Genomic DNA, 24,898 nt, shown 5'->3' with positions numbered 1-24,898 from the left:
CGTAAAATGTCATGATGTCATGAAACCAAACATGCAGTTATAAACTGCCTCACAATAATAAGAATGGTGTAGCCCTGCAGGTTACACCATTCTTATTTTTATATCACTCGTTCCGCTGGTTAATCAGGTTCACCACCACCTTCACCATCACGTCCTTCTCTTCTGTCTTACTCTCTGCAATCATCAGCGTCAGAGCCACAAGGGTATTATCAGCCAGTCGCTTTGAGCCGTCCTCACGATACAGAATGCCGTTGTTATTCAGGAACCAAAGGAACAGCGTGGCAGCAATGCGTTTGTTGCCGTCGCTAAACGAGTGGTTCTTCGTCACCAGATACAGCAGCATAGCAGCCTTCTCCTCCACACTGGGATAGAGTTCCTCACCACCAAACGTCTGATAAATCTGTCCGATGCTACTCTTGAACGACTCATCCTTCTCATTGCCAAAGAGTGAAGAGCCGCCAAACTTCTCACGCAGGCGAGCTATCTCCTCCATCGCATTATCATAAGTGGCATGAAACTTCTCCTGACTTGTAGTCTTATCGATAGTCAGACGTTCATAGTCATAGTTGTCGAGTGTATCAAGGGCGTAAGTATAATCTACCACCACATTCAGCAGGTCCTGATTCTCAACCGTCTTCTCCACCTTCTGATTGCTAATGGCACGACTGGCCACCTGCACCAACTGTCGCAACTCACCAAGCTGCTCCTTGCGGATGCGCTCGTTTACGACGTAGCCTTTTATCAGATAGTCTTTGAGCACCTTATTTGCCCACTGACGGAATTTCACACCTCGTTTAGAATTGACTCGATAACCAACGGAGATAATCATGTCAAGATTGTACATTGTTATCGTACGATTAACCATACGCTTGCCCTCCTGACGAACCTGTCGGAAATTCCGACATGTTGCCTCTTTCTCCAGTTCCTCGTCTTCGTAGATATGCAGGATGTGCTCTAATACGTTCGTACGAGATGACTTGAATAATTGAGCCATCTGAGTCTGCGTCAACCATACTGTCTCATTCTCTAGACGGACATCAATCTGTGTCTGCCCATCCTCCGTCTGATAGATTACAATCTGATCCTGTTTCATAACATTCTTTTCGTTTTGCAAAAGTAATACTTTTCTATTAATATAGTATGCAAAAAATGGAAATGTTACGTCTTAAATCATAGAAAAAGTTTCTTCCTCTGATTTTTATTCGTATCTTTGCACAAACCAATGACATAATGACTTATGAATAATATCAACCTTGTGACAAAAACACCTTTCTTCGAGATAGTTCTTATCTTGGATGATTTTGCCAGCTTAGACGATATCGTGCGGTCGTATCCTTATATTGAGAGCAAAATAAAAGGTGAGCGTCCACCACTTTTACCACACGAAACGTGTCTCAAAAAGGTAAGAAAAATTATGATGGGGATTACATCATCAATGTCATATATGCAACTCGCCATCTTGCAAATCAAGAGGCGTTATAATGCTAAATACTACTCAGAAAAGGGTTATACTGCATACGATTTCTATAGATATCATTACTCTTCATTCTGTCATTCTATTACGACTATTCACGATTTGTACTTTAAGCTGTTAGTTGAGTTGTGCGATATTAATATTGGCAGCAAAAGAATGATTCAATGGAACAAATTGCGTGATGCGTTGAATGCAAATGGTGAGAATGATATTGTCGAGCTAATAGAACACTATTATTCTGTAATACAAGAACATGAGCAAAAGAGAAATAAGGTTTCTCACGAGGGACTTTTGTCTTCCAAAATGCTAGACAACTATCACCTTACTATCATTTGGTCGAGCCTTCACACAAAGCCGTTAACAGCGGATGATATGCATGAATACATAGAGGGTACAAAGGCAAACAAGTATCTTCTGGCAAAAACCAAGAAAGCATTTATAGGCGAATTAAACACATTGTTGACAGTCACAATAGGATCAACCCAAAAGCTCTTTGAATTATTATTGCCAAAGTTAATTCAGAAGATGTCACCTAAATTCTTAGAGTCACACAGTAATGAGTTTATAGAACTAAATAAAGATAGTCTGAACAGATTTGTGCTATCAAAACATAGAGAGTAACAATACCCCAAAAGAAAAAGAACCGCCACTATTAGGAAATAGCTTTGGCTCTCTTTAATGTTCACAACGGAATAATCCTTATTGTGAATACCTCAAATTAGTGCTGCAAAGATACGTTTTTTCTTAGAATGAACAAAGAAAACGACGAAAAATATTGCCAAATCATATCCTAAACTTTAATTATTTTAAAAATCGATGCTGTTTTTATCTCATTACGTCGCCTTTTTACTATCTTTGCAAGACATTATTTAATTGCTGCTACCCTATGAAATTTATACTAGGATTAGACCCGGGAATTGCCAGTATCGGCTGGGCGCTGATATTAGAAGCAGAGAACGACAACGAACAATCAAGGATTATTGATTCGAATGTCGTCAAGGTTGATTTTGACAATTTTGCGTATATGAATGCCAAAGGCAAGATTTCAGAGGGTAAGCCTATTGACATGTTCAGAAAGGGACTCACCGTTTCTCCCAATTTGGTGAGACGGCAGAAACGTGGAGCCCATCGTAAACTTCAGCGATACAAACAAAGACGTGCCGACCTGATAGCCCTGTTGCGCGAGAATGGTTTCATTGACGGCGATACCCTGCTGTGTGAAGACGGCAAGGGAACCACCTACGAAACCCTCATGTTGCGATCAAAGGCTGCACGTGAGGAAATCTCATTAAGCGAGCTGGCAAGGGTACTGCTCATGATTAACAAAAAGCGCGGATATAAAAGCATCCGTAAGGGCGAAGCTGATACCGACATAGAGGATATGGGAGCCTATCTGGCTGCCATAACAGGACGCAGTAATACGTTGGTTGAGAACCATCAGACCGTTGGCCAATACCTGATGAACCAACTGACTCTCAATCCATTGAAAGGCATCAAGCGCCAGACATTCTATCGCAAGGACTACGAGGATGAGTTTGAGCAGATTTGGAAGACGCAGATGGCATTCCACCCAGAACTAACTCGCAAACTAAAGAAGGAAATTAAGAACCGTATTATTTTCTTCCAACGCCCCATAGAGAGCAAGAAACAGGACCTGAGTTTTTGCGAACTGGAGAGTCATCAGATAGAGGTTGAGAAAAACGGCAAGAAGCAACTTGTAACAACAGGTAGCAGAGTCTGCCCCATATCGTCGCCCTTATTCCAAGAATTCAGGATGTGGCAGCGACTGAATGATGTCGTTCTCACCAACACCACCACGCTTGAGCAATACGCTCTGACGCTGGAACAGAAGGAGATGCTGGCCGCAGAACTGTCTATTAGGAAGGAACTGACAAAAACAGCCGCCATCAAACTGCTTGTTGGCAAACAGACAAAGACCTACGACCTGAACTTCGACACCCTCATTGGCAACGAGACTCAGACCAGACTGGTGAGCGCATATCTGAAGATATTGGAAATGACAGGTCACGACATATTGGACATCAAGAAGATGAAGGCACAAGATGTGCTTAATGTTATATGCAAGGTATTTGAAGGCTTGGGTTACAAGACGGAAGCGCTGAATGGCGAAGTCATGATAGGTCCTGAAATCTACATGCAGCCTCACTATAAGTTGTGGCATCTGCTCTATTCTTTCCCTGGCGACAATTCACGCTCAGGCAGTGCCAAACTTGTGCAACGTGTAAAGGAGTTCTTCGGCTTCGACAACGATGAATACGCCAAGATCATTGCCGATGTTAAATTCCCCGATGGATATCGCAGCCTCAGCGCCAAAGCCATACAAAAGTTACTACCATTCCTGAAAGAGGGTTATCAGTATAATGAAGCCTGCGAAAAAGCAGGTTACAATCACTCCAAGCGTTCCATCACCAAGGAAGAGAACGAAAGCCGCGTTTTGCACCATTACTTGCAACCCATTCCTCATAATAGCCTGCGCAATCCGCTAGTAGAAAGAGTCCTTAACCAGATGGTTTCGGTTGTAAACGGATTGATAGACGAATATGGCGATGAGTATGGTCAATTCAACGAGATACGCATTGAACTTGCACGCGACCTGAGCAAGAACGCAGAAAGCCGAAGGCGAATGACTCAGGACATAGAGAATAATAAGAACGAACGAGCAAAGTGCCGACAGGAACTCATTGACCAGCTGAACGAAAGAGGCTATCATGTAACCTACGTCAGCGAAAACGACATCCTGAAATACAGATTATATAAGGAGTTGGCACCTCTTGGATACAAGACGCTTTATTCTAAGACCAAGGTCGATTTGGTTGACCTTATCATCCATCGTAAGTTCGACAAGGAACACATCATCCCCAAAGCCAAAAGCCCCAGCAACGCTTTCTCGGTGCTGACGGTAGAACTTTCGAGCATCAATGAGGAGAAGGGCGATATGACGGCTCTGGACTATGTGAAGTGGAAATATGGCGAGGCCGAAGCCCAGCAGTATATAGCCAGAGTCAACGACCTATTCAAGAAGAAAGCCATCAGCAAAGCCAAGAAGGACAATCTGCTGCGCACAGCAGCCGACATTCAGGACGAGCCTCTGACAAGGGATTTGGGCCTAACACAATACATCAACCGCAAGGCTTACGAACTGCTGGGTACTATCACCCGAAAGGTAGTACCCACTACCGGTAGCATTACCAGCCGCCTGCGCGACGACTGGCAATTGGTGGATGTATTACAGGAACTCGTTTGGGACAAATACGACAAACTGGAGCTGATTGATACCTACGAGGACAAAGACGGTAAGACGGTTCGCAAGATCAACGAGGATGCCTGGACTAAGCGTACCGACCATCGTAACCACGCGATGGATGCTATCACCGTTGCCTTCACCAAGCCTGCTTTCATCAATTACCTCAACAGTCTGAATGCTGAGGGCGAAAAGCGGGAACAGTTGATGAAGATGCGACAGAAAAATCTGCATCGCGACAAGCAGGGCAACTGGCGCTTCAATGAGCCAATGCCATTGGGAGAGTTGCGTGCCGAAGTCAAACAACAGCTGGAGAGAATCAACGTTTATCAAAAACCAGCAATAAACGCAGTAACACCAAACCTGAACATCTCGAAGAGTAAGAAGAAAAAAGAAGGCAACCGCCAGATACAGCTAACGCCAAGAGGCAAACTGCACGATGATACCTACTATGGCAGCATCATGGAGAATGGCGTAAAGGTGTTCACCAAACGTGTTGAGGTGAACGAGAGTTTAAATGTAAATGATGTCGTTGACAAGGGCGTACAGCGCATTCTGCAAGAAAGACTTCGCGAGTATGGCAACAAACCCAAAGAGGCTTTTTCCAATCTGGAAGAGAATCCCATCTGGTTTAATCGTGAGAAAGGCATCCGCATCAAACGGGTCATCGTAAGAACCAAATTAAAGGATGCCCGAGCCATCCACAAAAAACACGACAACAAGGGCGAGCTGCTGCTTGACAAGGATGGTAAGGTCCAATCTGCCGACTACGTCAGAACAAACAACAATCATCATGTTGCGATATACGAAGATGCGCAGCATGAGTTGCACGAAGTTGTGGTGTCATTTTTCGATGCTGTTGACAGCGCCATACAGGGTAACCCCGTCATCGACATGACATATAATGCAGACAAGGGCTGGAGGTTCCTGTTTTCGCTTCAGCAGAACGACTGCTTTGTGTTCCCCGACGAGGCCACAGGTTTCAATCCAGCTGACATAGATCTGACCGCAAAAGATAACTATGCTTTGATAAGTCCACACTTATTCAAGGTTCAGGCCATATCGGAAGGAGACTATCGTTTCAGACATCAGTACGATGCGACGAAAAACAATAATGCGAAATTGAAAAACATGACGTGGAAAAGAATTCGTGTTATAAACGATTTAAAGGGTGCTGTAAAAGTTCGGATAACCAAGATTGGACATATAGAGTATGCAGAATAAAAGAAATCCCTCACTATCGAGGGATTTCTCTGTTATCACAAACATTTTTGTTTTCCTGTTTGCAATCATAAATCTCTGTGGTTCTGTCTTTTACGGCAGATCTACTGTTTATGATATTGCTTTCGTACTAATTTGAGAGGTATTCACAACGGTGTTACTTGGCAGAAGAATGAGGTGATGACTGTTTATGATATTGCTTTCGTACTAATTTGAGAGGTATTCACAACTCAGCCTTCTCGGATTTGATTTTTTTTACACTGTTTATGATATTGCTTTCGTACTAATTTGAGAGGTATTCACAACTGGTGAGTTCTGCATCGCGTCGGACATGATACTGTTTATGATATTGCTTTCGTACTAATTTGAGAGGTATTCACAACATCCCCTACGACGGCAAGTACATCATCCAGACTGTTTATGATATTGCTTTCGTACTAATTTGAGAGGTATTCACAACGAGCAGCGCACGGAAGACATCGACCTGCGCACTGTTTATGATATTGCTTTCGTACTAATTGAGAGGTATTCACAACGCTGAACGCCGGGGGGAACGCGAATAACAGACTATGTATGTATTCTTTATACTAATATGTCAAAGACCACCCTTTGCGCTGCAAATATACGATGTTTTTTTCAAACCACCAAAATCTATTGTAATTTCTTACCATCATACAGTTCCTTCCTCACGAGCTGCCACTTAACGCTTACCTATGCAAGAATGTTGTGGAACGTAGCCATTCTAATCAGGAATCACTATGGGATCTTCTTCTAGTTCTCTTGTATTTCTGGGTACTATTTGTATTGACTTATCAGGTCTGTTTAACGTAGTAACAAGAACGAAATTACGGACTTTCAATCTGCCTTCTATATGATAGTAGAAAAATTCTCTAGAGAATTTCTTCCTGTATAACTAAGTAGCAAATGCTATATCACTTAGTAAGGACAAAATTCTCTAGAGAATTTCTTTACTACTCTACTGCTAAGAAATGAGGAACAATAGACTGGGTTTTACTTTATAACCGATAGAGATGTAACGGGTGAGTGTCGGAAGATGTTTAAATCAAGATTATCGAGAAATAATTGGCATTCTCAGGAGTATTTACTAAATTTGCACGAAAATACGAAAAGCATTATGAAATATAAGATTAAGCAAGAAACCAAGCCCACCCTCAAGAACTTTGGAAAATACAAGGCAGTGGCCGTTCACGAGAAGACCATAGAGAGCGAACAGATTATCAAGGAGACTGCCCTGCGCACGGGGTTCAGCGCAGGCAATATCAAAGGCGTACTTATCAGCATCGCCGAAGTGGTGAACAGTCACCTGCGCGACGGTGATCGTGTGCGTCTGCCAGACTGGGGTATGATGAAACTCGAGATAGAAAGTGACAAGGTAGATGATCCCAAGGAATTCCGCGCCAAGAAGCACATCCGTGGTGTACGACTCCACTTCCTACCCCAAAGCAATGACGGTTCGCAGGAACTCTACGAGAACATGAGTTTCGAGAAGGAGAAACAGGACTAACCAGTAAAGCAAGAATAAAATATAAAAATGGTGCAACCCAGCAGGTTACACCATTTTTAATATATCACATATTCAAACAATTACTCTACCGTAACCGACTTTGCCAGATTTCGAGGCTGGTCCACGTTCTTACCCTTGCAGACGGCCACATGGTAAGCCAAAAGCTGGAGAGGAATGGTAGCCACCAAAGGCTCCAGGCATTCCAGCACATCAGGCAGTTCGATAACCTCGTCAGCTATACGACTAATAGTATCGTCACCCTTTGACACAAGTGCGATGACACGTCCCTGGCGAGCTTTGATTTCCTGAATATTAGATAGTACCTTCTCGTACATGGCATTGTGTGTAGCAATGACCACAACAGGCATATCAGAGTCAATCAGAGCAATAGGTCCATGTTTCATCTCTGCAGCAGGATAGCCCTCGGCATGTATATAAGAAATCTCCTTCAGTTTCAAAGCGCCCTCCAAAGCTACTGGATAAGAATAGCCGCGTCCCAAATACAGGAAGTTGTGCGCATATGTAAAGGTACGAGCAAGATCACGCACTTTCTCATTTGTCTTCAACACCTCCCTGATAATTTCAGGAACACGATTCAACTCTTCCACCACCTTCAGGTATTCATCACGACTGATAGTACCCTTTGCATCAGCCAATGCCAAAGCAAACATGGTGAGTACCGTGACCTGACCCGTGAAAGCCTTCGTTGAAGCCACGCCAATCTCTGGACCTACATGGATATATGTACCCGTATCGGTGGCACGAGGGATGCTTGAGCCAATGGCATTACAGATACCATAGATAAAGGCCCCTTTCTCCTTAGCCAACTGGATAGCAGCAAGAGTATCGGCCGTCTCACCACTCTGCGAGATTGCAATCACCACGTCATCGTCTGTAACAACAGGGTTACGATAACGGAACTCCGAGGCATACTCCACCTCACAAGGAATACGGCAGAACGATTCTATCAGTTGTTTACCAATAAGACCTGCATGCCAAGAGGTACCACAAGCTACTATGACAATACGCTTGGCTTTCAACAGTTGGAGACGATAATCGATAAGGGCAGAAAGTGTCACGTGGTTGGCATCTACATTGATACGTCCACGCATACAGTTAGTAAGACATTCGGGCTGCTCAAAGATTTCCTTCAGCATAAAATGAGCATAGCCGCCTTTCTCTATCTGTCCAAGATCAATATCCACCTTCTTCACCTGCAGTTCCTGCTCCTCACCGAGGATACTCATCACCTTCAAGTCCTCACCCAAACGGATGACGGCAATCATACCATCCTCCAGATACACAACCTTGTCCGTATATTCAATGATAGGACTGGCATCAGACCCTAGGAAAAACTCATCCTTTCCGATACCTACCACTAGTGGACTCTGCTTACGGGCAGCAATTATCTGACTGGGGTCGCGCTTATCAACAATAGCGATGGCATAAGCACCAATCACCTGATAGAGTGCCACCTGAACAGCCTCAAGCAGAGTGATGCCCTTTTTCTCCATGATATACTCTACGAGCTGCACCAGTACCTCGGTATCCGTGTCACTCTTGAACTCCACGCCTTTATCTATCAGCTTAGCCTTAATATCGGCATAGTTCTCAATAATTCCGTTATGGATAATTGCCAGGTTATGGCTCTGCGAATAGTGTGGATGGGCATTACGAGCCGAAGGTTCGCCATGAGTAGCCCAGCGCGTATGGGCAATACCTACACAGCCCGTGACATCCTTGTCAGAGCAATACTCCGTCAAATTGTCCACCTTACCTTTCGTCTTGTAAACATTAAGGTCGCATTTATCATTAATCAGTGCCACACCGGCAGAGTCATAACCACGATACTCCAGTCGACGAAGTCCCTTAATAAGTATTGGATAAGCCTGTTGCTTACCAATATAACCAACTATTCCACACATATATTGTTTAGTTTTATACTGCTAAGTTTTGTTTTTTCGGCTGCAAAATTACAAAAAAAACGGCTACCTTAATAAAAGATAGCCATTTTTTTAAAAAGAAATTTAATGTATAATGTGAATGGTTGGCTTTATTCGTAATATTCGATAGTGCGGGTCTGTTCCATCTCCTGCCCCATCATAGAGGTCTTACGGCTGATCCAGTTACCCTTAGCATCATATTTTATATCGGTATATTCCATCTTCATTTCCTGGCCACCCATATCCATGGTCTGACTGACAACAGCGCCCTTGTCGTTATAGGCAAAAGTCATAGAAAAGCCCTGGCCACCCATGTCCATGCTCTGGCTCTTCACCTTACCGTTTTCCCACTTATAGGTAACAACAATATCCATACCGCGTGCATTCATTTTTGCCGACTGCAGATAGCCATTGGCATCATATTTTGCATCGCTCATACCCTCCTGCTGCATCTTTCCGTCGGGAGAGAAATTAATCACTTGCTGGCGGCCCATCTGGCTGCTCTCAATCTTCTTCACTTTTCCAGTAGCATCGTTTGCTTCGACGTCGTGGAATGTTGTCTGTGCCTGCATGGCAAACGGAAGTGCCAGCATTGCAATCATCATAAAAAGTTTCTTCATAGTTTTAATTGTTTTTAATTATATGGTGATTAAAATATGGTTTGAAATCACAGGTTAGACGCAATAGTGACGAAAAAGTTTAAAATAATACTCAAAAATTTCTTTATTTTACAAAAAATATGTACTTTTGCACCCGAAAATACTAAGCTAATATGAAAAATCCATTAGACAAAATAATCAGTTGGTACTTCACCAAGAATACTTTACCTTATTGGTGTGTGCTAATCGCAGATAGTCTATTTGTATTCCTCTCAGGTATCTTTACCTTCTGGACTTTCAGGAAAACTGCCGTATTATTTGATCTCCGATTTGCGGTGTTGTACACCATGCTTATCTATACGGCATTCGCAATCATTGGTTTCCGCGTCTTCCGCACATACTCCGGAATTGTACGTTACTCAAGTTTCGTAGACTTGATGCGTGTAGGCTATGGCAGTTTGCTGTCAATGGTTATTGCTCTTATCTACTCTGTCATCGCAGAAAAGTATGTTTGCTGCATTGCCATCCTGAGCCAGACAGAAACAGTTGTCACATTCTGTGTGGCTACCCTGCTGATGTGGGCCGGACGTGTGATGGTTAAAAACCTATACGACGTGATGGTATCTGACAAGCGAGCCATGAGAGTACTTATCTACGGCGCACTCTCTGGCGGTATTGGTCTTGCCAAGTACATCAACTCACAAAACCCCAAGAAATATCTCCTTCAGGGTTTTATCTCACACGACAAGCAGGCTAAGCACATGTTGCTGATGGGTAAGCAAGTTTATAATGTCAATGACAATCTGGAAGACATCATTGCCCAGAAACATATTGACGCCGTACTTGTATCCCCCCTTCGTATTGACGATTTCAGAAACAACCAGCAGATACAGGACATGCTTATCAAAGCTGGCTGCAAGATTTATATGGCTCAGCAGGCAAAGGAGTTAAAACCAAACGAAGACAACCTCAACGAAGATAACTTCCGTAGCATGCAGCTGAAAGAGGTCTCTGTGGAAGATCTCCTCCCACGTCAGGAAATCACTGTGGATATGGCATCCGTAGGTGCACTTCTGAAAGGCAAACGTGTGTTGATTACCGGTTCTGCAGGCAGCATCGGCTCTGAGATGGTGCGTCAGGTAGCCGTCAACAAGCCTGCCAAGATGATGCTGATAGACCAGGCCGAGACGCCTGAGCATGATATCCGTCTGATGATGGAGAAAGAATTCCCCGATGTGAAGGCTGAGACTGTGGTCACAAGTATCTGCAAGGAAGACCGCATGGAGCAGATTTTCAGCGACTTCAAACCCGACTATGTTTTCCATGCTGCCGCCTATAAGCACGTGCCGATGATGGAGAACAACCCCAGTGAGGCTGTACAGAATAATATATATGGTACGAAGGTGATTGCCGACCTGAGCGTAAAGTATGGCGTCAAGAAGTTCGTCATGGTATCAACGGATAAGGCCGTGAACCCCACCAACGTGATGGGATGTTCAAAGCGCATCTGTGAAATCTACGTACAGAGCCTTGGCAAGACTACGGATAAGACACAGTTTATCACCACCCGCTTTGGTAATGTACTGGGATCTAACGGCAGTGTGATTCCTCTGTTCCGGGAACAAATCAAGAATGGCGGTCCTGTCACAGTAACAGATCCACGCATTGTGCGATTCTTCATGCTGATTCCCGAAGCATGTAAGTTGGTACTTGAAGCAGGCACAAAAGGCCACGGTGGCGAAATCTTTGTATTTGACATGGGACAACCAGTAAAAATTGCAGACCTGGCTCAACGCATGATTGCACTAAGCGGCGCTAAAAACGTAAAAATAGAGTACACCGGACTGCGTGCTGGCGAGAAGCTTTACGAGGAAGTGCTCAACGAGTTGGAAGGCACTAAGCCCTCGTTCCACGAAAAGATACGTATTGCCGAAGTGCGTGAATACGATTATGAAGAAGTCAATAAGGAGATCAATAACCTGATAGCCATATCCAAGCAATATGACGACATGGCAACGGTAAAGAAGATGAAGGAGATTGTGCCTGAATACAAGTCAAACAACTCAGTATACGAAGTATTAGACAAATAAGAAAAGCCCTCACTTTTTGAGGGCTTTTTCTTATTAAGTGGAGCTGGAGGGAGTCGAACCCTCGTCCGCACAAGGAAACCATACGCTTTCTACACGCTTATCTTGGCCTTCATTTTCGAGCTACGACAAGACCCAAGCCACCAATCGTAACCTTATCCCCTAAAATTTCATCTACCAGTCGAGGCGCCCAACAGACTATTTCCGATTTAACCTGCGCCGCTGAGCCCTCGGATTCGGAACCAGATCCTTGGAGCGACGTCTCGTTCCCTCACCTTGTAAGGGAATTAAGCCAGTAATCTACTATACTTCGATTAGGCAGCGAGAGCATACTCATTGTTGCCAATTAATTTTCCTACAGAAGAGATTAAGGAGCCTCCCATAGCCCAGCTCCGCGTGCTTACGTACCATTTCATCTTGCCGTCAAATCCAGTCAACCCCAGACTATGAACCATGCAAAATGCAGGTATTGCGGGTGCAAAGGTATAAAATAATTATGAAATAAGAACTATGAATAAAAAAATATTTCGTACCTTTGCAATAATTTTGCCGTGAATCGGTTTATTATAATGTATTATTATGCCAAAACAATAGACAAGATATGAGAAAATACCTATTCCTCTTAGGAATGATGCTGCTTACCTGCACATCAATGACTGCGCAGTCGAGTATGACTGACAACCAAATCATGGATTATGTAATTGAGCAGAACGCCAAGGGTGTATCGCGCCAACAGATTGTGACTCAGTTGATGCAGCGTGGCGTCACCATTGACCAATTACGCCGCATCCAGAAGAAGTATCAGAAGCAGATCAAAAACGGTGCCCTTGGTGCAGAAGATATTACAGCCGGTTCGAAAGCCGTAAAGAATCGTATGCGCGAAGCCAACGGTGAAAAACGTGAGGAACAGGTAAAGAAAGACAAGCAAAACGCCTCACAATTCCGTGTTAAGGATGGCAAGAAATCAAACCAGATTCAACGCCATACGTACGATGACGACGATAAGGACTTTGTGGAAATGGACGAGGCCATTGACTTTATGATGCCAGATTCCCTAAAATACAAGTTGGATGAGCAAAAGCCTGAAAAACGTAAGATATTCGGCCACGATGTATTTAACAACAAGAATCTGACTTTCGAGAGTAGCATGAACCTGGCTACGCCTCAGAATTACGTACTTGGTCCTGGTGATGAAGTGAACGTCGATATTTGGGGAGCCTCACAAGAAAGTATCACAGAGTCTGTTTCTCCTGATGGTACAATAACCATAGAAGGAATTGGCGTCATCAAGCTGGGCGGGCTCAGCGTTAGTCAAGCCAAAGCAAAACTCAAGCAAGTCATAGGTCCACGCTATCAGGGTTCGCAAATAGATTTAACCCTAGGACAAACACGCACAATCACAATCAGCGTGATGGGTGAGGTGAAAGTACCGGGAACATACACGATGTCGGCCTTCGCCACTGTTTACAATGCACTTTACATGGCAGGCGGTCCCAATGAAATTGGAACATTGCGCAACGTTAAAGTATATCGCAAAGGGAAATTGCTTTCAAATGTTGATGTTTATGATTTCCTGCTTAACGGAAAGTTAAGTGGTGACGTACGTCTGCAAGACAATGACGTGATTACCGTCAGCCCCTACGAAACATTGGTGAATATTACGGGTAAGGTAAAGCGCCCAATGTTCTACGAGATGAAAGAAAACGAGAGTGCCGCTACCCTACTCCGCTATGCTGGTGGTTTCACAGGTGATGCCTATACTAAGGCTATCCGCGTCAATCGTAAAGCCGGTGCAGGCTACTCTGTATTCAATATTGGCGAATTTGACATGAACAGTTTCAAATTAATGGATGAAGACAGCGTCAGTATTGACTCAACGCTAAATCGATATCAGAATATGGTTGAGATACGCGGCGCCGTATTCCGTCCTGGCATGTATCAAGTGGGAGGAGAAATCAACACCGTCAAAGCACTCATAGAAGCAGCAGCAGGAGTCACAGAGGAAGCCATCTCACAGCATGCCGTGATGCATCGCATAAAGGCAGACCGTTCACTTGAGATGATAAGTTTGGATTTACGTGCCATTATGGAAGGTACAGCTCCTGACATTGCCCTGAAGAACGAGGATGTTATTTACATTGCCAGTCGTCAGGAACGCAACGAGAAGAAAACGGTAACAATCAATGGTGAAGTGGCCTATCCTGGTGTTTACCGCTATGCTGAGAACGAGACACTTGAAGACCTGATTATCCAAGCTGGTGGTCCTACTGAGGCTGCATCGTTGGCAAAAGTCGATGTAGCACGTCGTATTACCAACCCCAACTCTACGGAGGCTGGCGACCAGATAGCCCAGAACTTCAGTTTCAAGCTGAATCCTGACTTCACGATTTCTGAACAACCCGATTTTACACTGCAACCATTCGATGAAGTTTATGTACGTCGTTCTCCCGACTATAACGAACAACAGAATGTCACCATCGAAGGCGAGGTGCAGTTTAGTGGCAACTACGCATTGTCAAGCAAGGGACAGCGACTGAGCGAAGTCATCAAGATGGCAGGCGGACTGACCAATCAGGCTTATGCTGAAGGTACCAAACTGTTGCGCCAGATGACCTCAGAAGAGCGCGACATGATGGAAACTATGCTACGCACCGCCCAACGCAACTCGGGTAACGACTCCATCGACGTAAAGAAATTGATGACAAATACCACCTACCCCGTAGGTATTGAGTTGGATAAAGCTCTGAAGAACCCAGGAACCGATGACGACCCAATCCTTCGCGAAGGCGACCGCATTGTGGTGCCCCGTTATGACGGAACAGTAAAAATTAACGGTGAAGTACTATTCCCCAACACAGTATATTTCAAGGAAGGCAAGAGTACCGACTACTATATTAACTTAGCCGGTGGAACAACATCAACAGCCAAGAAATCGATGACCGTTATCATCTACATGAATGGCATGGTGGCACGCGCAGACCGCAAGCACAAGCCTCGCCCAGGTTGCCAGATTGTGGTGCCCACAAAGTCACGCCGCAAGGGCATGTCACTGCCAGAAATCCTGAGTATCGGCTCTAGCACTGCCTCTATCGCAACAATGATTGCTACGATTGCAAACTTGACAAAGTAAGAAGCTATGGAAGATAATAAGAAAGAACTGAAGACCATTGATGTCATTAATATAGCAAAAAAGCTGTGGGCCAGGAAGAAACTCTTTGCCAAGACATTACCCATAGCCTTTGTATTATCATGTGTATTTATCCTAGGTTTTCCGCGCTACTATAATACAGATATCAAGTTAGCCCCAGAACTAGGCGGGTCGTCTATTGGTAGTAGTACATTAGGATCGCTAGCATCTTCTTTCGGATTCGATTTGGACAATCTGCAAAGCAACGATGCCATTACCCCCCTTCTATATCCCGACCTTATGGAAGATAATGGCTTTGTCACCAATCTTTTCAATGTACGGGTAAAAACTGTAGACGGAAGCATTGAAACCACATACCATGATTATTTACAGAAACATCAAAAGCCTGTTATATGGTTTGTCCCCATTGATTGGATGAAGAACCTGTTTCGTAGCAAACAAAAAGCAGAAGAACGAACTATCGATCCCTATAACCTGTCGAAGGACGAAGATGCTATTGCCGGAAGTATCAGAAATAACATCAAGATTAATTTCGACAAGAAAACAGCTGTTATCAGTATCAGTATAAAGGATCAGGACCCGCTGATCTGTAAAACTATCGGTGACTCCGTTAAGGAACGACTTCAGGAGTTCATTACAGACTATCGTACCAGCAAAGCCCGTACTGATTACGAGTACTACATGAAACTAACAATGGAAGCCAAACAGGAATACGAGAAAACTCGTCAGCAATACGGCAGGATGGCAGATGCCAGTACAAATGTAGCTCTGAAAAGCCTTGAGTTGCAACTTGAGGATATGGAGAATGACCTTCAGCTAAGATACAACACTTATACCACACTCAACACCCAGATGCAGGCATCAAAAGCGAAAGTACAGGAGCGCACACCAGCGTTCACCGTCATCAAAGGTGCTTCAGTGCCCATTAAACCTGCAGGTCCTAAACGCATGATTTTTGTTGCATTCATGCTAATGCTTACATTTGCCGGCACTTCACTATATATATTGCGTAAACAATGATATATACCTTCCTCTTACTATTTATTGTTATTGTCTCTTTGATATTCCTGGAGGAATATCTTGGAGACCATAATAAATATGTATATTGGGGACTATGTATCATTATGATACTTTTATGTGCATTCAGGACGATAGGCGTCGACCCTGACTCTGAAGCTTACGAAGAGATCTTCAAAACCCATGAAAACAATCCAGAACTTCTGGTAGAAGCCTCTTTCTTATTCTTTTCGGGGATTGTGCAAAGATTTACGGACGATGTCCACTATCTGTTCTTGATATACGCCATTTTGGGTGTCACGATAAAGTTTATTGCCCTTAGGCAACTATCGCCTTGGTATTTTCTTCCATTAGTCATATACTTCGGAAACTATTTTATTCTTCACGACTACATACAGATTAGAGCTAGCATTGCATCAGGTATGCTTTTGCTGGCCATCAAACCTCTCTCTGAAGGAAAGAAGAAGAAAGCCATTCTCTTCTTCTTAATAGCAAACATATTTCACTATTCATCACTCGCGTTTTATCCTATCCTATTTTTCAACAACAGACTATCACAGATCTGGAAATATCTACTGATAGCGATTATGCCTATTGGAGTCGTGTTGTTCCTGCTTCATTATGATTTCTTCTCCGCCCTCCCAATACCCTATATTCAGGACAAGATTGAGATGTATAAAGCATTAACAGAAAGAGGAATCTTTGATGAACTATCCCTCAAGAATGTGTTTATCTGGATTCAATATTGCATCATCCTCTACTCGCTCTATTTTTACGACACAATGTTAGAAAAGTGTCCTGCATTACCATTATTACTAAAAATCACAGCCTATTCAATGGCCTGCTTTTTTGCCCTCTCGTCAATTTCTGTAGTTGCGGGCCGACTGCACGAATTACTGGGTATCGTTGAACTGGCACTATTCCCATGCGTCTGTTACACTATACGTCCGCAGTACTATGGTAGAATTGCGGTCTGCTTTATTGGAGCGGTAGAAATGTACTTCACGCTATTCGTATGGGAGCTATTAGACTTTGCAATGGAATGAGTAACAATAAAACCGTTAGCAGCAGCCGTTCTTCCCTGTTACAGAAGAATATCTTTGCCTCTTTTGTTATCAAAGGGTGGTCAGCCCTCATTGTACTTCTGCTGGTTCCGGCAACCCTTCATTGCTTAGGAGAGTACAAAAACGGCATTTGGCTCACCATAAGTAGCCTGCTATTATGGATTGACAACATGGATATTGGCCTTGGTAACGGACTCCGTAACAAGATAGCAGAATACATGGCACACGATGAGTTTGAACGGACCCGTTCTCTCATTTCATCGACCTTCGCCATGTTGACATGCATCATCATTCCCGTACTGCTTATTCTGTTATTATTAATTGCCCTTACCGACCCCTACTGGATTTTCAACGCTTCGCCATCGAAAGTGGATCATCTTGACCAAGTTCTGATGGCAACGGTGACACTGGTATGTACATCATTTATTTTTAAGTTGATTGGCAACTTCTACATGGGTATGCAACTCCCTGCTGTCAGCAATCTGCTAATAGCCTTGGGTCAAACACTGGCACTCATTGGCACCTATATCGTACTGTGGTCAGGAAGCCATTCACTGATGCTTATCGCCTTGGTAAACACAGTGTCACCACTCATTATCTATTTACTAGCTTTTCCTTATACTTTTCTCTACAAATATCCGCATCTGTGCCCATCGTTAAAACTTATCAAGCTCAAAGAAGCAAAGGCAGTCATTCATATGGGGGTACAATTTTTCATCATGCAAATCTCCAGTGTCGTTTTGTTTATGACATCAAACATACTCATCTCGAATCTGTTCTCTCCTACGATGGTCACTCCTTATCAGATCACCTATCGTTACTTCAGCATACTGCTCGTCATCTTTACTGTTATCTGCATGCCATTCTGGAATGCTACAACCGATGCCTATCAGAAAAACGATATAGCATGGATTCGTAATGCCACAAAAAAACTACGACTGATGACGGTAGGAATTCTTATCTGTCTGATAGTCATGATTGCGCTCTCAGATATCGTCTACGCCATCTGGATAGACCAACAGACGGTCATTGACCTGAAGATGAGCATCATGATGGCTACCTATATTTTCATCCTTATCTATAGCATGCGCTACAGCTATTTCATTAATGGTATCGGGAAACTGCGACTACAACTCATCTTTACCACAGCAGCAGCCGTTCTTTTTATTCCATTGGCTTACCTGACGACACAATGGACACACAGCATCATCTGGTTTATGATTGTCATGTGTTTGGTGAACATCCCCGGGCTCATTGTCAACCGAATTCAATTCTATAAGCTCATCAACGGAAAAGCAAATGGTATTTGGATGAAATAAGTTGCATTCGAGCAATAATCTTCTCTTAGTGCTTGCGCATCATTTCAAAATAGTTGCTCCTGATAATCCAATCCGACAAAGTCTGCAACCTTTCAACGTTGTATTCCTGATAGTTGGCGTTTAACAGGGAATGTCCTAATCCGCGCCATGTTGAACGTACGCCATAGATATCCAGTAGTGTGGTATAGACGTCCAATTGGTTGCAACGTCCGGTCCATGCATTGCTACTGTTAATACCACCATTGATAATGTAAAGTGGCAACTCGTCAACGACCTGACTATCAGCCATATTCAAATGAGCAGGATGGGCTTGATGATCGGCGGCTATCACGATGACGCTATTATCATAGAGTCCCTGTTGTTTTAAATGCTTGATATACTTCTCTATCTGCATATCAGTATAGTGACAGTCCACCAAATAGTTCAGGTATTCCGTCGTCAGCGATTTATCTGCCAGCGTAAAACCATGCTCCACGCATTTCGTATAGGGGTTATGCATCGACATCGTCAGCACGAGCGAAAAGAAAGGCTGTTCTGCCGTTGTTTCCACCTGTGATGTCATTTGGAATATTTGCTCGTCGTTCAAATCTTCGTAACCAGTCATATCCTTGTCATAGTCGAACTTCGAGTACATCTTTTCAATTCCATAACGCAAGTTCATCTTGTCCTGTTCCCAAAACGTCGGCGACGTGGGTACAATAACGTGCGAATGTTTTAGTCGGCCAGCATTTATCAAAGCTGCCGGCAAACCATAGAGCATCTTGTCCTTAACAATATTGACAGTTATCTCCGACTTCAGCGGCAACAGGCCCGTCATATAGATAAATTGCCCATCGGACGACTCGCCCATCTCAATATTAGGACACATATGTCCATTATAAAACACCATACTATCGCGTTTCAAGCTATTCAGGAAGGGTGTAATTTCCTTGCCATCCACTTTCAGGTCTGACGTTACCGACAGGTACGATTCAACAATAATGAATATCAAATTCTTGGTCCCCATGACAGTGGGTTTTGTCGTTCGTTGCCCATAGTCAGTAAATTCCTGTTCAATATCCGCCTTCTGACTTTCGTCCAACTCCCAATCCCTCTGTATAAAATCATCGTTACACACCAACGCACGCCTCAGGAAACCGCTGCGATACAGCATATTGTTGGGTGCCTGCGCATATTGCTGCTTGGTTGGCGAGAAACGAATAAAAGATGTTTTCAAGTCATGATCATGTAGCAAGTCCAACATCAGGATGGAGATCAAGACACCTGCCAGCATCGTACCCCACAACAATCCTATCGTCTTCAGCCACAGCCTCTTCAAGTCCTCCTTATTGTAGCGTTTATACAACCAACCGAAGAGGATAGCCCAAAGGATATAGAATAAGTCATGCCAACGAAAGCCTGTCAGTGTGCTATCTATTACGTCGCTGTCATTCAAGTTGCCCACCTGTAGAATTACCAGATTGGGCAGATAGTAGCCAAAAAAGCGCGAATAGAGCACGTTGCAGAAGGAGAGCAATGCCGTTAAAATGAATGTCATCAACAATGCCCTCTTTACCCTACCCCTCATCAGTAGCATACTCAGCAGGAAGAAGGACGTTGCATCAATCAGACACGAAAAAAAATTGCTCATTATAGCATCCACCTTAAACGGATACTCATATTCCACCGTCAATACCATCTGTCCATGCATAGACAAGAGATTGACCACCGACAAACCAAACAACAATAAAAACTTCCTATTCCAGGTTACTTTTTGTAAATATGTTGACAACATATCAATCCGTTATAATCATTTTTTGATACCTTTACACAAACTGTGCTTTAATCCCGAACCAATAACAGGAACAGCAACACCAACAACCAGGTAGCCAATCCACCAACCTTGAGTATTATAAGGCCTCAATACCGGGAATTCTGCCAATTGCTCAATCGGGAGACCATAATAGGCAATTATGATCAAACTAACTATTTTGAAGGACAAGAAATGCCATGTCAATATTTCTATCGTCTTATTACCGATATTTGAAATAAAGCTAGAAAGACGGTGTGTTTTTCCAGTCAGATATTTGGAAACCATCATCACAACGATAGAGCCAGCTATTGCTGAGATAAAATAGGGAATGGTATGAGTCCATATCATATCTAGCATATCGCCACGCCAGTACACACTTCCCAACAGCAATAATAAAGCACAGCCAAGGAGAACAAGCCTACTGTACTTGTCAACGATTTCTTCTATCGAATATGACTTATAGAGGTAACCTGCCATCATACATGATACAGCAAAGAGCTCCTTCGGACCACAGTAGATATTGACAACAGGAATCCCCTTAAAATATAGCAAGACACTTAGCAGCAAGGTAACGACTCCTCCGATAATGGGAATTTTCAGTTTTAGTAGTCCATAGAAAATGAAAGAGGCAAAAAACATAGTATGCAGGAACCAGTAGCCGCCCAACAATTGTTCGTTACCACTGAGGCAAAAGAATATAAAGAATGTCTTTTTCAGATAATCAGACACACTATATAACTGAGAGACTTCTCCCTCGAAACCAAAAGTATCATTATAGATATTTAAATGAAAAAAGATGTTATGCAATAAAAGGAATATCAAGCTCCACTTAACAAATGGGACATATATTCTACTGACACGTTTTTGGGCATAATTCCTAAAATCCTCCAAATGACTCACTCTGAAACAATAGCCAGAGAGAAAGAAAAACAAAGGCATATGGAACATATAGATTACTGTATAGCCATAAACGGAAAAGAATGTATGTCCCAAAACCATCAACATAATGCCGATACCTTTAGCAAAAGACACAGAATTATAAAATTGTATATTATTCATCGAATTTACATTATTATGCAAAGGTACGAAGTATTTCTATACAAACTGTTGCACCCACGTTAATTATATTTAAATTCTTATCTGCAATGAGCATATTCTTTGCTGCTATAAATAGAATTTTATACTTTTGCATAACTATGACTGTATCTATCATCATTGTCAATTACAATACGCTGCATGTTCTAAAACCGTGTCTGGATAGCATTATAGAACATACCATCGGCATTGATTATGAAATTATAGTCGTTGACAATGGTTCCACAGATGGATCTATAGAGGCTTTATCTAATGATAGTCGCATTATCTTTGTTCCTACAGGTGAGAACCTAGGCTTTGGCAAGGCGAATAATAAAGGATTAGAACAAGCAAAAGGGAAATACATATTCTTCCTCAACTCTGACACGCTACTCAAAAACAATGCCATCAAGATATTCTACGATTTTGCTGAACAGTTTCAGGGCAAGCTTGGTGCATTAGGATGTATATTAGAAGACAGACAGGGAAATTGGATCCATTCCTATGGACAGTTTCCGAAAATGAAAGACGATTTCCAAAAATTCCTTTGGATTCCCATTCTAAAAGGATTGCATCTGTATAATCCTCCAGTTATTAAGTATCCCAAGCAATGGCTGACTGTTGACTACGTAACAGGTGCTGACCTATTTGTCCGTCGAGAGGTTTTGGATGAGTGTGGTGCTTTTCATCCAGCTTTTTTCATGTATTGCGAGGAGTCCGAGATGGAGCATCGATTCAATCTACATGGCTACGATAATGTGCTACTCAATGGCCCTAGAATCATCCACTTCGAAGGCGAAGGCGGCAAAGACGGAAAGAGTAGCAGATTTATACGAGATACCTATAGACAACAAAAAAGTGAATACATTTATTTCAAGCTTACAGAGCCTCGTTGGAAATACTTTCTCTATCGTACTATCCACCCGGTGTTAAGACTAACTGTATGGCTCAATCCTAATGTATCATTTGCAGACAAATGGAAATTCACTAAGCAATTATACGTTTCGATAAAACTTTAATAATATGAGCATTCTCATTGACGGTCGAATATGGTCCCTTTTCTCTGCTGGTGTTGGGACGTTCTTTACCTGTGCCATCATGGAATGGGCGAAGCAGAGAAAAAACGACATATTTTATATTATACTACCCAAAGGACTTGATACAAGATACGAGCTATCATCAATCCCAGACAATATAAAACTGCTTGATTATTCAAAGCAGTTTCCCAAAAGACTGCCGAACATCATCATTCTGCAACTATTAGTGCCCTACCTTTGTAGGAAACTACACATCAACATGTATTATTCACCAGTGCCTCACCTACCCTACTTCATTCCCTCAAAGGTAAAGACAATGGTGACCATTCATGATGTTGTCAATATTGAGATGGCTCAGACTATGTCATGGACTAACCGACTGGCTACCAGTATCTTTTTCGGACAAGCAATCAAAAAAGCGAACTTCCTATGGACCAACTCCTATTATACGAAATCAAAAGTGGAAGCATATTACCCCTCACGCCACTGCAAGGAGATATTTACAGGCGATGCTGCCGACAGGAATATATTTTTTCGCAGGACGCTGTCTGAAGACAAAAAGCTGCAAATAAAACAAGCATTCGGCATCAAGCATCCATTCATTCTATTTGTCGGCTCTCTGGAACCGAGAAAGAATCTTAAGTTCTTATTAAACATCATACCCAATCTCTACAAGGAGCATGGCATTCAATTGGTGGTGGTAGGCGGAAAAGGTTGGAAGAACACGGATCTTAAAGACATCATAGAATCACCGTCTTTTCCAAAAGAGTCAACCATTTTCTGTGGTTATGTTAGCAATGAAGACTTAGTTATGCTATATCATACTGCCGCTTGTTTTGTATCTTGTGCACTAATGGAAGGATTTGGAATGCCTCAATTGGAAGCTTTATTATGCGGATGCCCTGTTGTTACTGCTCATAACACGGCCATGATAGAAGTGGCCAAAGGGAAAGACGGTGCTGTTACAGTAGAAGGATACGACAAAGAAAAATGGATACATGCAATCGTAAAGATGCTACAAGAACGACCTAATGTCAATTTGCAGCAATTATCTGACTATCATTGGGGTAACATTATCGACAGATTAACTTCTTATCTTTCGCACACTACATCTCATACATAGGTTCAATTTCTACAAACTACTTAATACAAAAATAACACAATAAAAAAAACATTGTAACGTTATATCATTATAAAACAACTCAGCTGCACATGCAAAAAACCATACTCCATATTTCCAAATATTACCATCCCTATATTGGGGGCATCGAAACCTTGGTCAAGTCTATGGCCGAGGGGTTAACGGAATATCGTAATATTGTCATCTGCTTTGCCACTGACGGAAAAGATACCGTAGATATCATTAATGGTGTCACAGTATATCGTGTCAAAGTCAATTTCTCCATAATGAGTCAAGACGTAGCCATAGGGTATTACCGGACATTAAAGAAATTGATAGCAGAATACAAGCCGCAATATGCTCATGTCCACTGCCCTAACCCCTACGTCTACCCATTAGTGCTCAAAGCCATCCACCCTGATACAAAACTAATTCTGCATTGGCATTCGGATATTCTATCTAAAGGCATTGTTTATAGACTTGTCAAACCGTTCGAGAGTGCTATATTGAAACGTGCTGATCTCATCGTCACCACCAGTCCGAACTACATTCATCCATCAAGTCCCATCTATCAATACAAAGGAAAGACGAGCGTAGTTCAAAGCGGTATTGTATTGGACAATTTCAATTTAAAAGATGGGGATGAAAGACGCATAACTGAGATAAAAACACAATACGGGAACAAACCAATTGTGTTTCTCTTTGGCCGCCACATTCCTTATAAAGGCATCGACTGGTTAATGAAGATTGAAAAGCAGGTCAAAAGCGACTGTCAGTTTATCATTGCCGGTAGCGGTCCGCTAACCAAAGAGTTAATGAAAAAAAACACATCGTCCCGTATCACCTTTACAGGTAAACTAAGTACGGATGACCTACGCTGTTATATCCATGCAGCGGATATCTTTTCCTTCACCTCTAACACTAAAGCAGAAGCATTAGGATTGGCGTTGGCTGAAGCAATGTACTGCCGTTGTACCCCTATTGTTTTCCATCTAGAAGGTTCTGGTGTGAATTGGGTCTCCATCAAAGATCAAACAGGACTGGAAATACCTTTAGGCGACATTTCTGGTTATGCTAAGGCTATCGACAATCTATTAAATAACCATTCATTAAGAGAAAGACTTGCCGAGGCTGCGCATCAACGTGTCATAGATATGTTCACAGAGCAGAAATCTGTTAGCATCATGAAAGCCATTTACGAACAATTGTAAGAAGC

16 protein-coding genes, 1 other RNA gene and 1 CRISPR repeat array are annotated in these 24,898 nt (G+C 42.8%); of the genes, 11 read left to right on the top strand and 6 right to left on the bottom strand.

Annotated features, from left to right (window positions below; genetic code table 11):
• Positions 1-103 precede the first annotated feature (103 nt).
• Positions 104-1,093, bottom strand: a complete 990-nt coding sequence (locus tag L6468_RS04095) for a virulence RhuM family protein/type II toxin-antitoxin system death-on-curing family toxin (RefSeq protein ID WP_237795581.1) — start codon at positions 1,091-1,093, stop codon at positions 104-106.
• 144 nt (positions 1,094-1,237) lie between these two features.
• On the opposite strand from L6468_RS04095, the gene L6468_RS04090 reads away from it, so the two are divergent.
• The 3 genes from L6468_RS04090 (at position 1,238) to L6468_RS04080 (ending at position 7,482) form a co-directional block, all read left to right on the top strand.
• Complete coding sequence (locus L6468_RS04090) at positions 1,238-2,095, top strand: Cthe_2314 family HEPN domain-containing protein (RefSeq protein ID WP_237795579.1); 858 nt, start codon at positions 1,238-1,240, stop codon at positions 2,093-2,095.
• Positions 2,096-2,360: 265 nt separating this feature from the next.
• Positions 2,361-5,960: a type II CRISPR RNA-guided endonuclease Cas9 gene (gene cas9, locus L6468_RS04085; RefSeq protein ID WP_237795571.1), complete on the top strand. Its 3,600-nt coding sequence runs from the start codon at positions 2,361-2,363 to the stop codon at positions 5,958-5,960.
• Positions 5,961-6,063: 103 nt separating this feature from the next.
• Positions 6,064-6,417: a CRISPR direct-repeat array (repeat unit 47 nt; unit sequence ACTGTTTATGATATTGCTTTCGTACTAATTTGAGAGGTATTCACAAC).
• A gap of 675 nt (positions 6,418-7,092) precedes the next feature.
• Positions 7,093-7,482 carry an HU family DNA-binding protein gene (locus L6468_RS04080; RefSeq protein WP_237795563.1) on the top strand — a complete coding sequence of 130 codons (390 nt, stop codon included), beginning with the start codon at positions 7,093-7,095 and terminating at the stop codon, positions 7,480-7,482.
• Between the two features lie 80 nt (positions 7,483-7,562).
• Here the strand turns inward: L6468_RS04080 and glmS are convergent, their stop codons facing one another.
• The gene (gene glmS / locus L6468_RS04075; RefSeq protein ID WP_237795561.1) at positions 7,563-9,407 is read right to left on the bottom strand and encodes a glutamine--fructose-6-phosphate transaminase (isomerizing); all 1,845 of its coding nucleotides are present in this window, start codon (positions 9,405-9,407) and stop codon (positions 7,563-7,565) included.
• A gap of 128 nt (positions 9,408-9,535) precedes the next feature.
• The gene (locus tag L6468_RS04070) at positions 9,536-10,045 is read right to left on the bottom strand and encodes a hypothetical protein (RefSeq protein WP_237795559.1); all 510 of its coding nucleotides are present in this window, start codon (positions 10,043-10,045) and stop codon (positions 9,536-9,538) included.
• 152 nt (positions 10,046-10,197) lie between these two features.
• Between L6468_RS04070 and L6468_RS04065 the strand changes: the two genes are divergently transcribed.
• Positions 10,198-12,114 carry a polysaccharide biosynthesis protein gene (locus tag L6468_RS04065; protein ID WP_237795557.1) on the top strand — a complete coding sequence of 639 codons (1,917 nt, stop codon included), beginning with the start codon at positions 10,198-10,200 and terminating at the stop codon, positions 12,112-12,114.
• 35 nt (positions 12,115-12,149) lie between these two features.
• Here L6468_RS04065 and ssrA read toward each other — a convergent pair.
• Positions 12,150-12,552, bottom strand: a transfer-messenger RNA (tmRNA) gene (gene ssrA, locus L6468_RS04060).
• Positions 12,553-12,712: 160 nt separating this feature from the next.
• Here ssrA and L6468_RS04055 point away from each other — a divergent pair.
• From L6468_RS04055 to L6468_RS04040, 4 genes are read left to right on the top strand one after another with little or no spacing between them, the layout of a single operon-like run.
• On the top strand, positions 12,713-15,241 hold the full coding sequence (locus tag L6468_RS04055) for an SLBB domain-containing protein (RefSeq protein WP_237795554.1): 2,529 nt from the start codon (positions 12,713-12,715) through the stop codon (positions 15,239-15,241).
• Between the two features lie 6 nt (positions 15,242-15,247).
• Positions 15,248-16,279, top strand: a complete 1,032-nt coding sequence (locus L6468_RS04050; RefSeq protein WP_237795548.1) for a chain-length determining protein — start codon at positions 15,248-15,250, stop codon at positions 16,277-16,279.
• Positions 16,276-17,322, top strand: coding sequence for an EpsG family protein (locus L6468_RS04045; protein ID WP_091851517.1), 1,047 nt, complete (start codon positions 16,276-16,278; stop codon positions 17,320-17,322). The genes L6468_RS04050 and L6468_RS04045 overlap by 4 nt, the downstream gene beginning before the upstream one ends.
• Positions 17,319-18,659: a lipopolysaccharide biosynthesis protein gene (locus L6468_RS04040; RefSeq protein ID WP_237795533.1), complete on the top strand. Its 1,341-nt coding sequence runs from the start codon at positions 17,319-17,321 to the stop codon at positions 18,657-18,659. Before L6468_RS04045 ends, L6468_RS04040 begins: the two co-directional genes overlap by 4 nt.
• A 25-nt stretch (positions 18,660-18,684) precedes the next feature.
• On the opposite strand, the gene L6468_RS04035 is transcribed toward L6468_RS04040, so the two are convergent.
• Both L6468_RS04035 and L6468_RS04030 read right to left on the bottom strand, forming a co-directional pair.
• Positions 18,685-20,433 carry an LTA synthase family protein gene (locus L6468_RS04035; protein ID WP_489146327.1) on the bottom strand — a complete coding sequence of 583 codons (1,749 nt, stop codon included), beginning with the start codon at positions 20,431-20,433 and terminating at the stop codon, positions 18,685-18,687.
• A 15-nt stretch (positions 20,434-20,448) separates the two neighbouring features.
• Positions 20,449-21,510, bottom strand: a complete 1,062-nt coding sequence (locus L6468_RS04030; protein ID WP_237795522.1) for an acyltransferase family protein — start codon at positions 21,508-21,510, stop codon at positions 20,449-20,451.
• A gap of 137 nt (positions 21,511-21,647) precedes the next feature.
• Between L6468_RS04030 and L6468_RS04025 the strand changes: the two genes are divergently transcribed.
• The 3 genes from L6468_RS04025 to L6468_RS04015 all read left to right on the top strand — a co-directional run bounded on the left by L6468_RS04025 (position 21,648) and on the right by L6468_RS04015 (position 24,893).
• Entirely contained in the window at positions 21,648-22,544 is an 897-nt protein-coding gene (locus tag L6468_RS04025; protein ID WP_237795520.1) for a glycosyltransferase family 2 protein, read from the top strand.
• A 4-nt stretch (positions 22,545-22,548) separates the two neighbouring features.
• Complete coding sequence (locus L6468_RS04020) at positions 22,549-23,685, top strand: glycosyltransferase family 4 protein (RefSeq protein WP_237795518.1); 1,137 nt, start codon at positions 22,549-22,551, stop codon at positions 23,683-23,685.
• A gap of 89 nt (positions 23,686-23,774) precedes the next feature.
• Entirely contained in the window at positions 23,775-24,893 is a 1,119-nt protein-coding gene (locus tag L6468_RS04015) for a glycosyltransferase (RefSeq protein ID WP_237795517.1), read from the top strand.
• Positions 24,894-24,898 lie beyond the last annotated feature (5 nt).

This window comes from Prevotella communis, from assembly GCF_022024115.1.
In the GTDB taxonomy this organism is placed as follows: domain Bacteria; phylum Bacteroidota; class Bacteroidia; order Bacteroidales; family Bacteroidaceae; genus Prevotella; species Prevotella communis.
Note: the sequence above shows the minus strand (reverse complement) of the source record. Positions and strands in the feature narration are given on the sequence as shown.

Coding starts and splice junctions, on each gene's coding strand:
- L6468_RS04095 (WP_237795581.1), bottom strand. CDS start 1,093: ATGAAACAGGATCAGATTGTAATCTATCAGACGGAGGATGGGCAGACA.
- L6468_RS04090 (WP_237795579.1), top strand. CDS start 1,238: ATGAATAATATCAACCTTGTGACAAAAACACCTTTCTTCGAGATAGTT.
- cas9 (WP_237795571.1), top strand. CDS start 2,361: ATGAAATTTATACTAGGATTAGACCCGGGAATTGCCAGTATCGGCTGG.
- L6468_RS04080 (WP_237795563.1), top strand. CDS start 7,093: ATGAAATATAAGATTAAGCAAGAAACCAAGCCCACCCTCAAGAACTTT.
- glmS (WP_237795561.1), bottom strand. CDS start 9,407: ATGTGTGGAATAGTTGGTTATATTGGTAAGCAACAGGCTTATCCAATA.
- L6468_RS04070 (WP_237795559.1), bottom strand. CDS start 10,045: ATGAAGAAACTTTTTATGATGATTGCAATGCTGGCACTTCCGTTTGCC.
- L6468_RS04065 (WP_237795557.1), top strand. CDS start 10,198: ATGAAAAATCCATTAGACAAAATAATCAGTTGGTACTTCACCAAGAAT.
- L6468_RS04055 (WP_237795554.1), top strand. CDS start 12,713: ATGAGAAAATACCTATTCCTCTTAGGAATGATGCTGCTTACCTGCACA.
- L6468_RS04050 (WP_237795548.1), top strand. CDS start 15,248: ATGGAAGATAATAAGAAAGAACTGAAGACCATTGATGTCATTAATATA.
- L6468_RS04045 (WP_091851517.1), top strand. CDS start 16,276: ATGATATATACCTTCCTCTTACTATTTATTGTTATTGTCTCTTTGATA.
- L6468_RS04040 (WP_237795533.1), top strand. CDS start 17,319: ATGAGTAACAATAAAACCGTTAGCAGCAGCCGTTCTTCCCTGTTACAG.
- L6468_RS04035 (WP_489146327.1), bottom strand. CDS start 20,433: ATGTTGTCAACATATTTACAAAAAGTAACCTGGAATAGGAAGTTTTTA.
- L6468_RS04030 (WP_237795522.1), bottom strand. CDS start 21,510: ATGAATAATATACAATTTTATAATTCTGTGTCTTTTGCTAAAGGTATC.
- L6468_RS04025 (WP_237795520.1), top strand. CDS start 21,648: ATGACTGTATCTATCATCATTGTCAATTACAATACGCTGCATGTTCTA.
- L6468_RS04020 (WP_237795518.1), top strand. CDS start 22,549: ATGAGCATTCTCATTGACGGTCGAATATGGTCCCTTTTCTCTGCTGGT.
- L6468_RS04015 (WP_237795517.1), top strand. CDS start 23,775: ATGCAAAAAACCATACTCCATATTTCCAAATATTACCATCCCTATATT.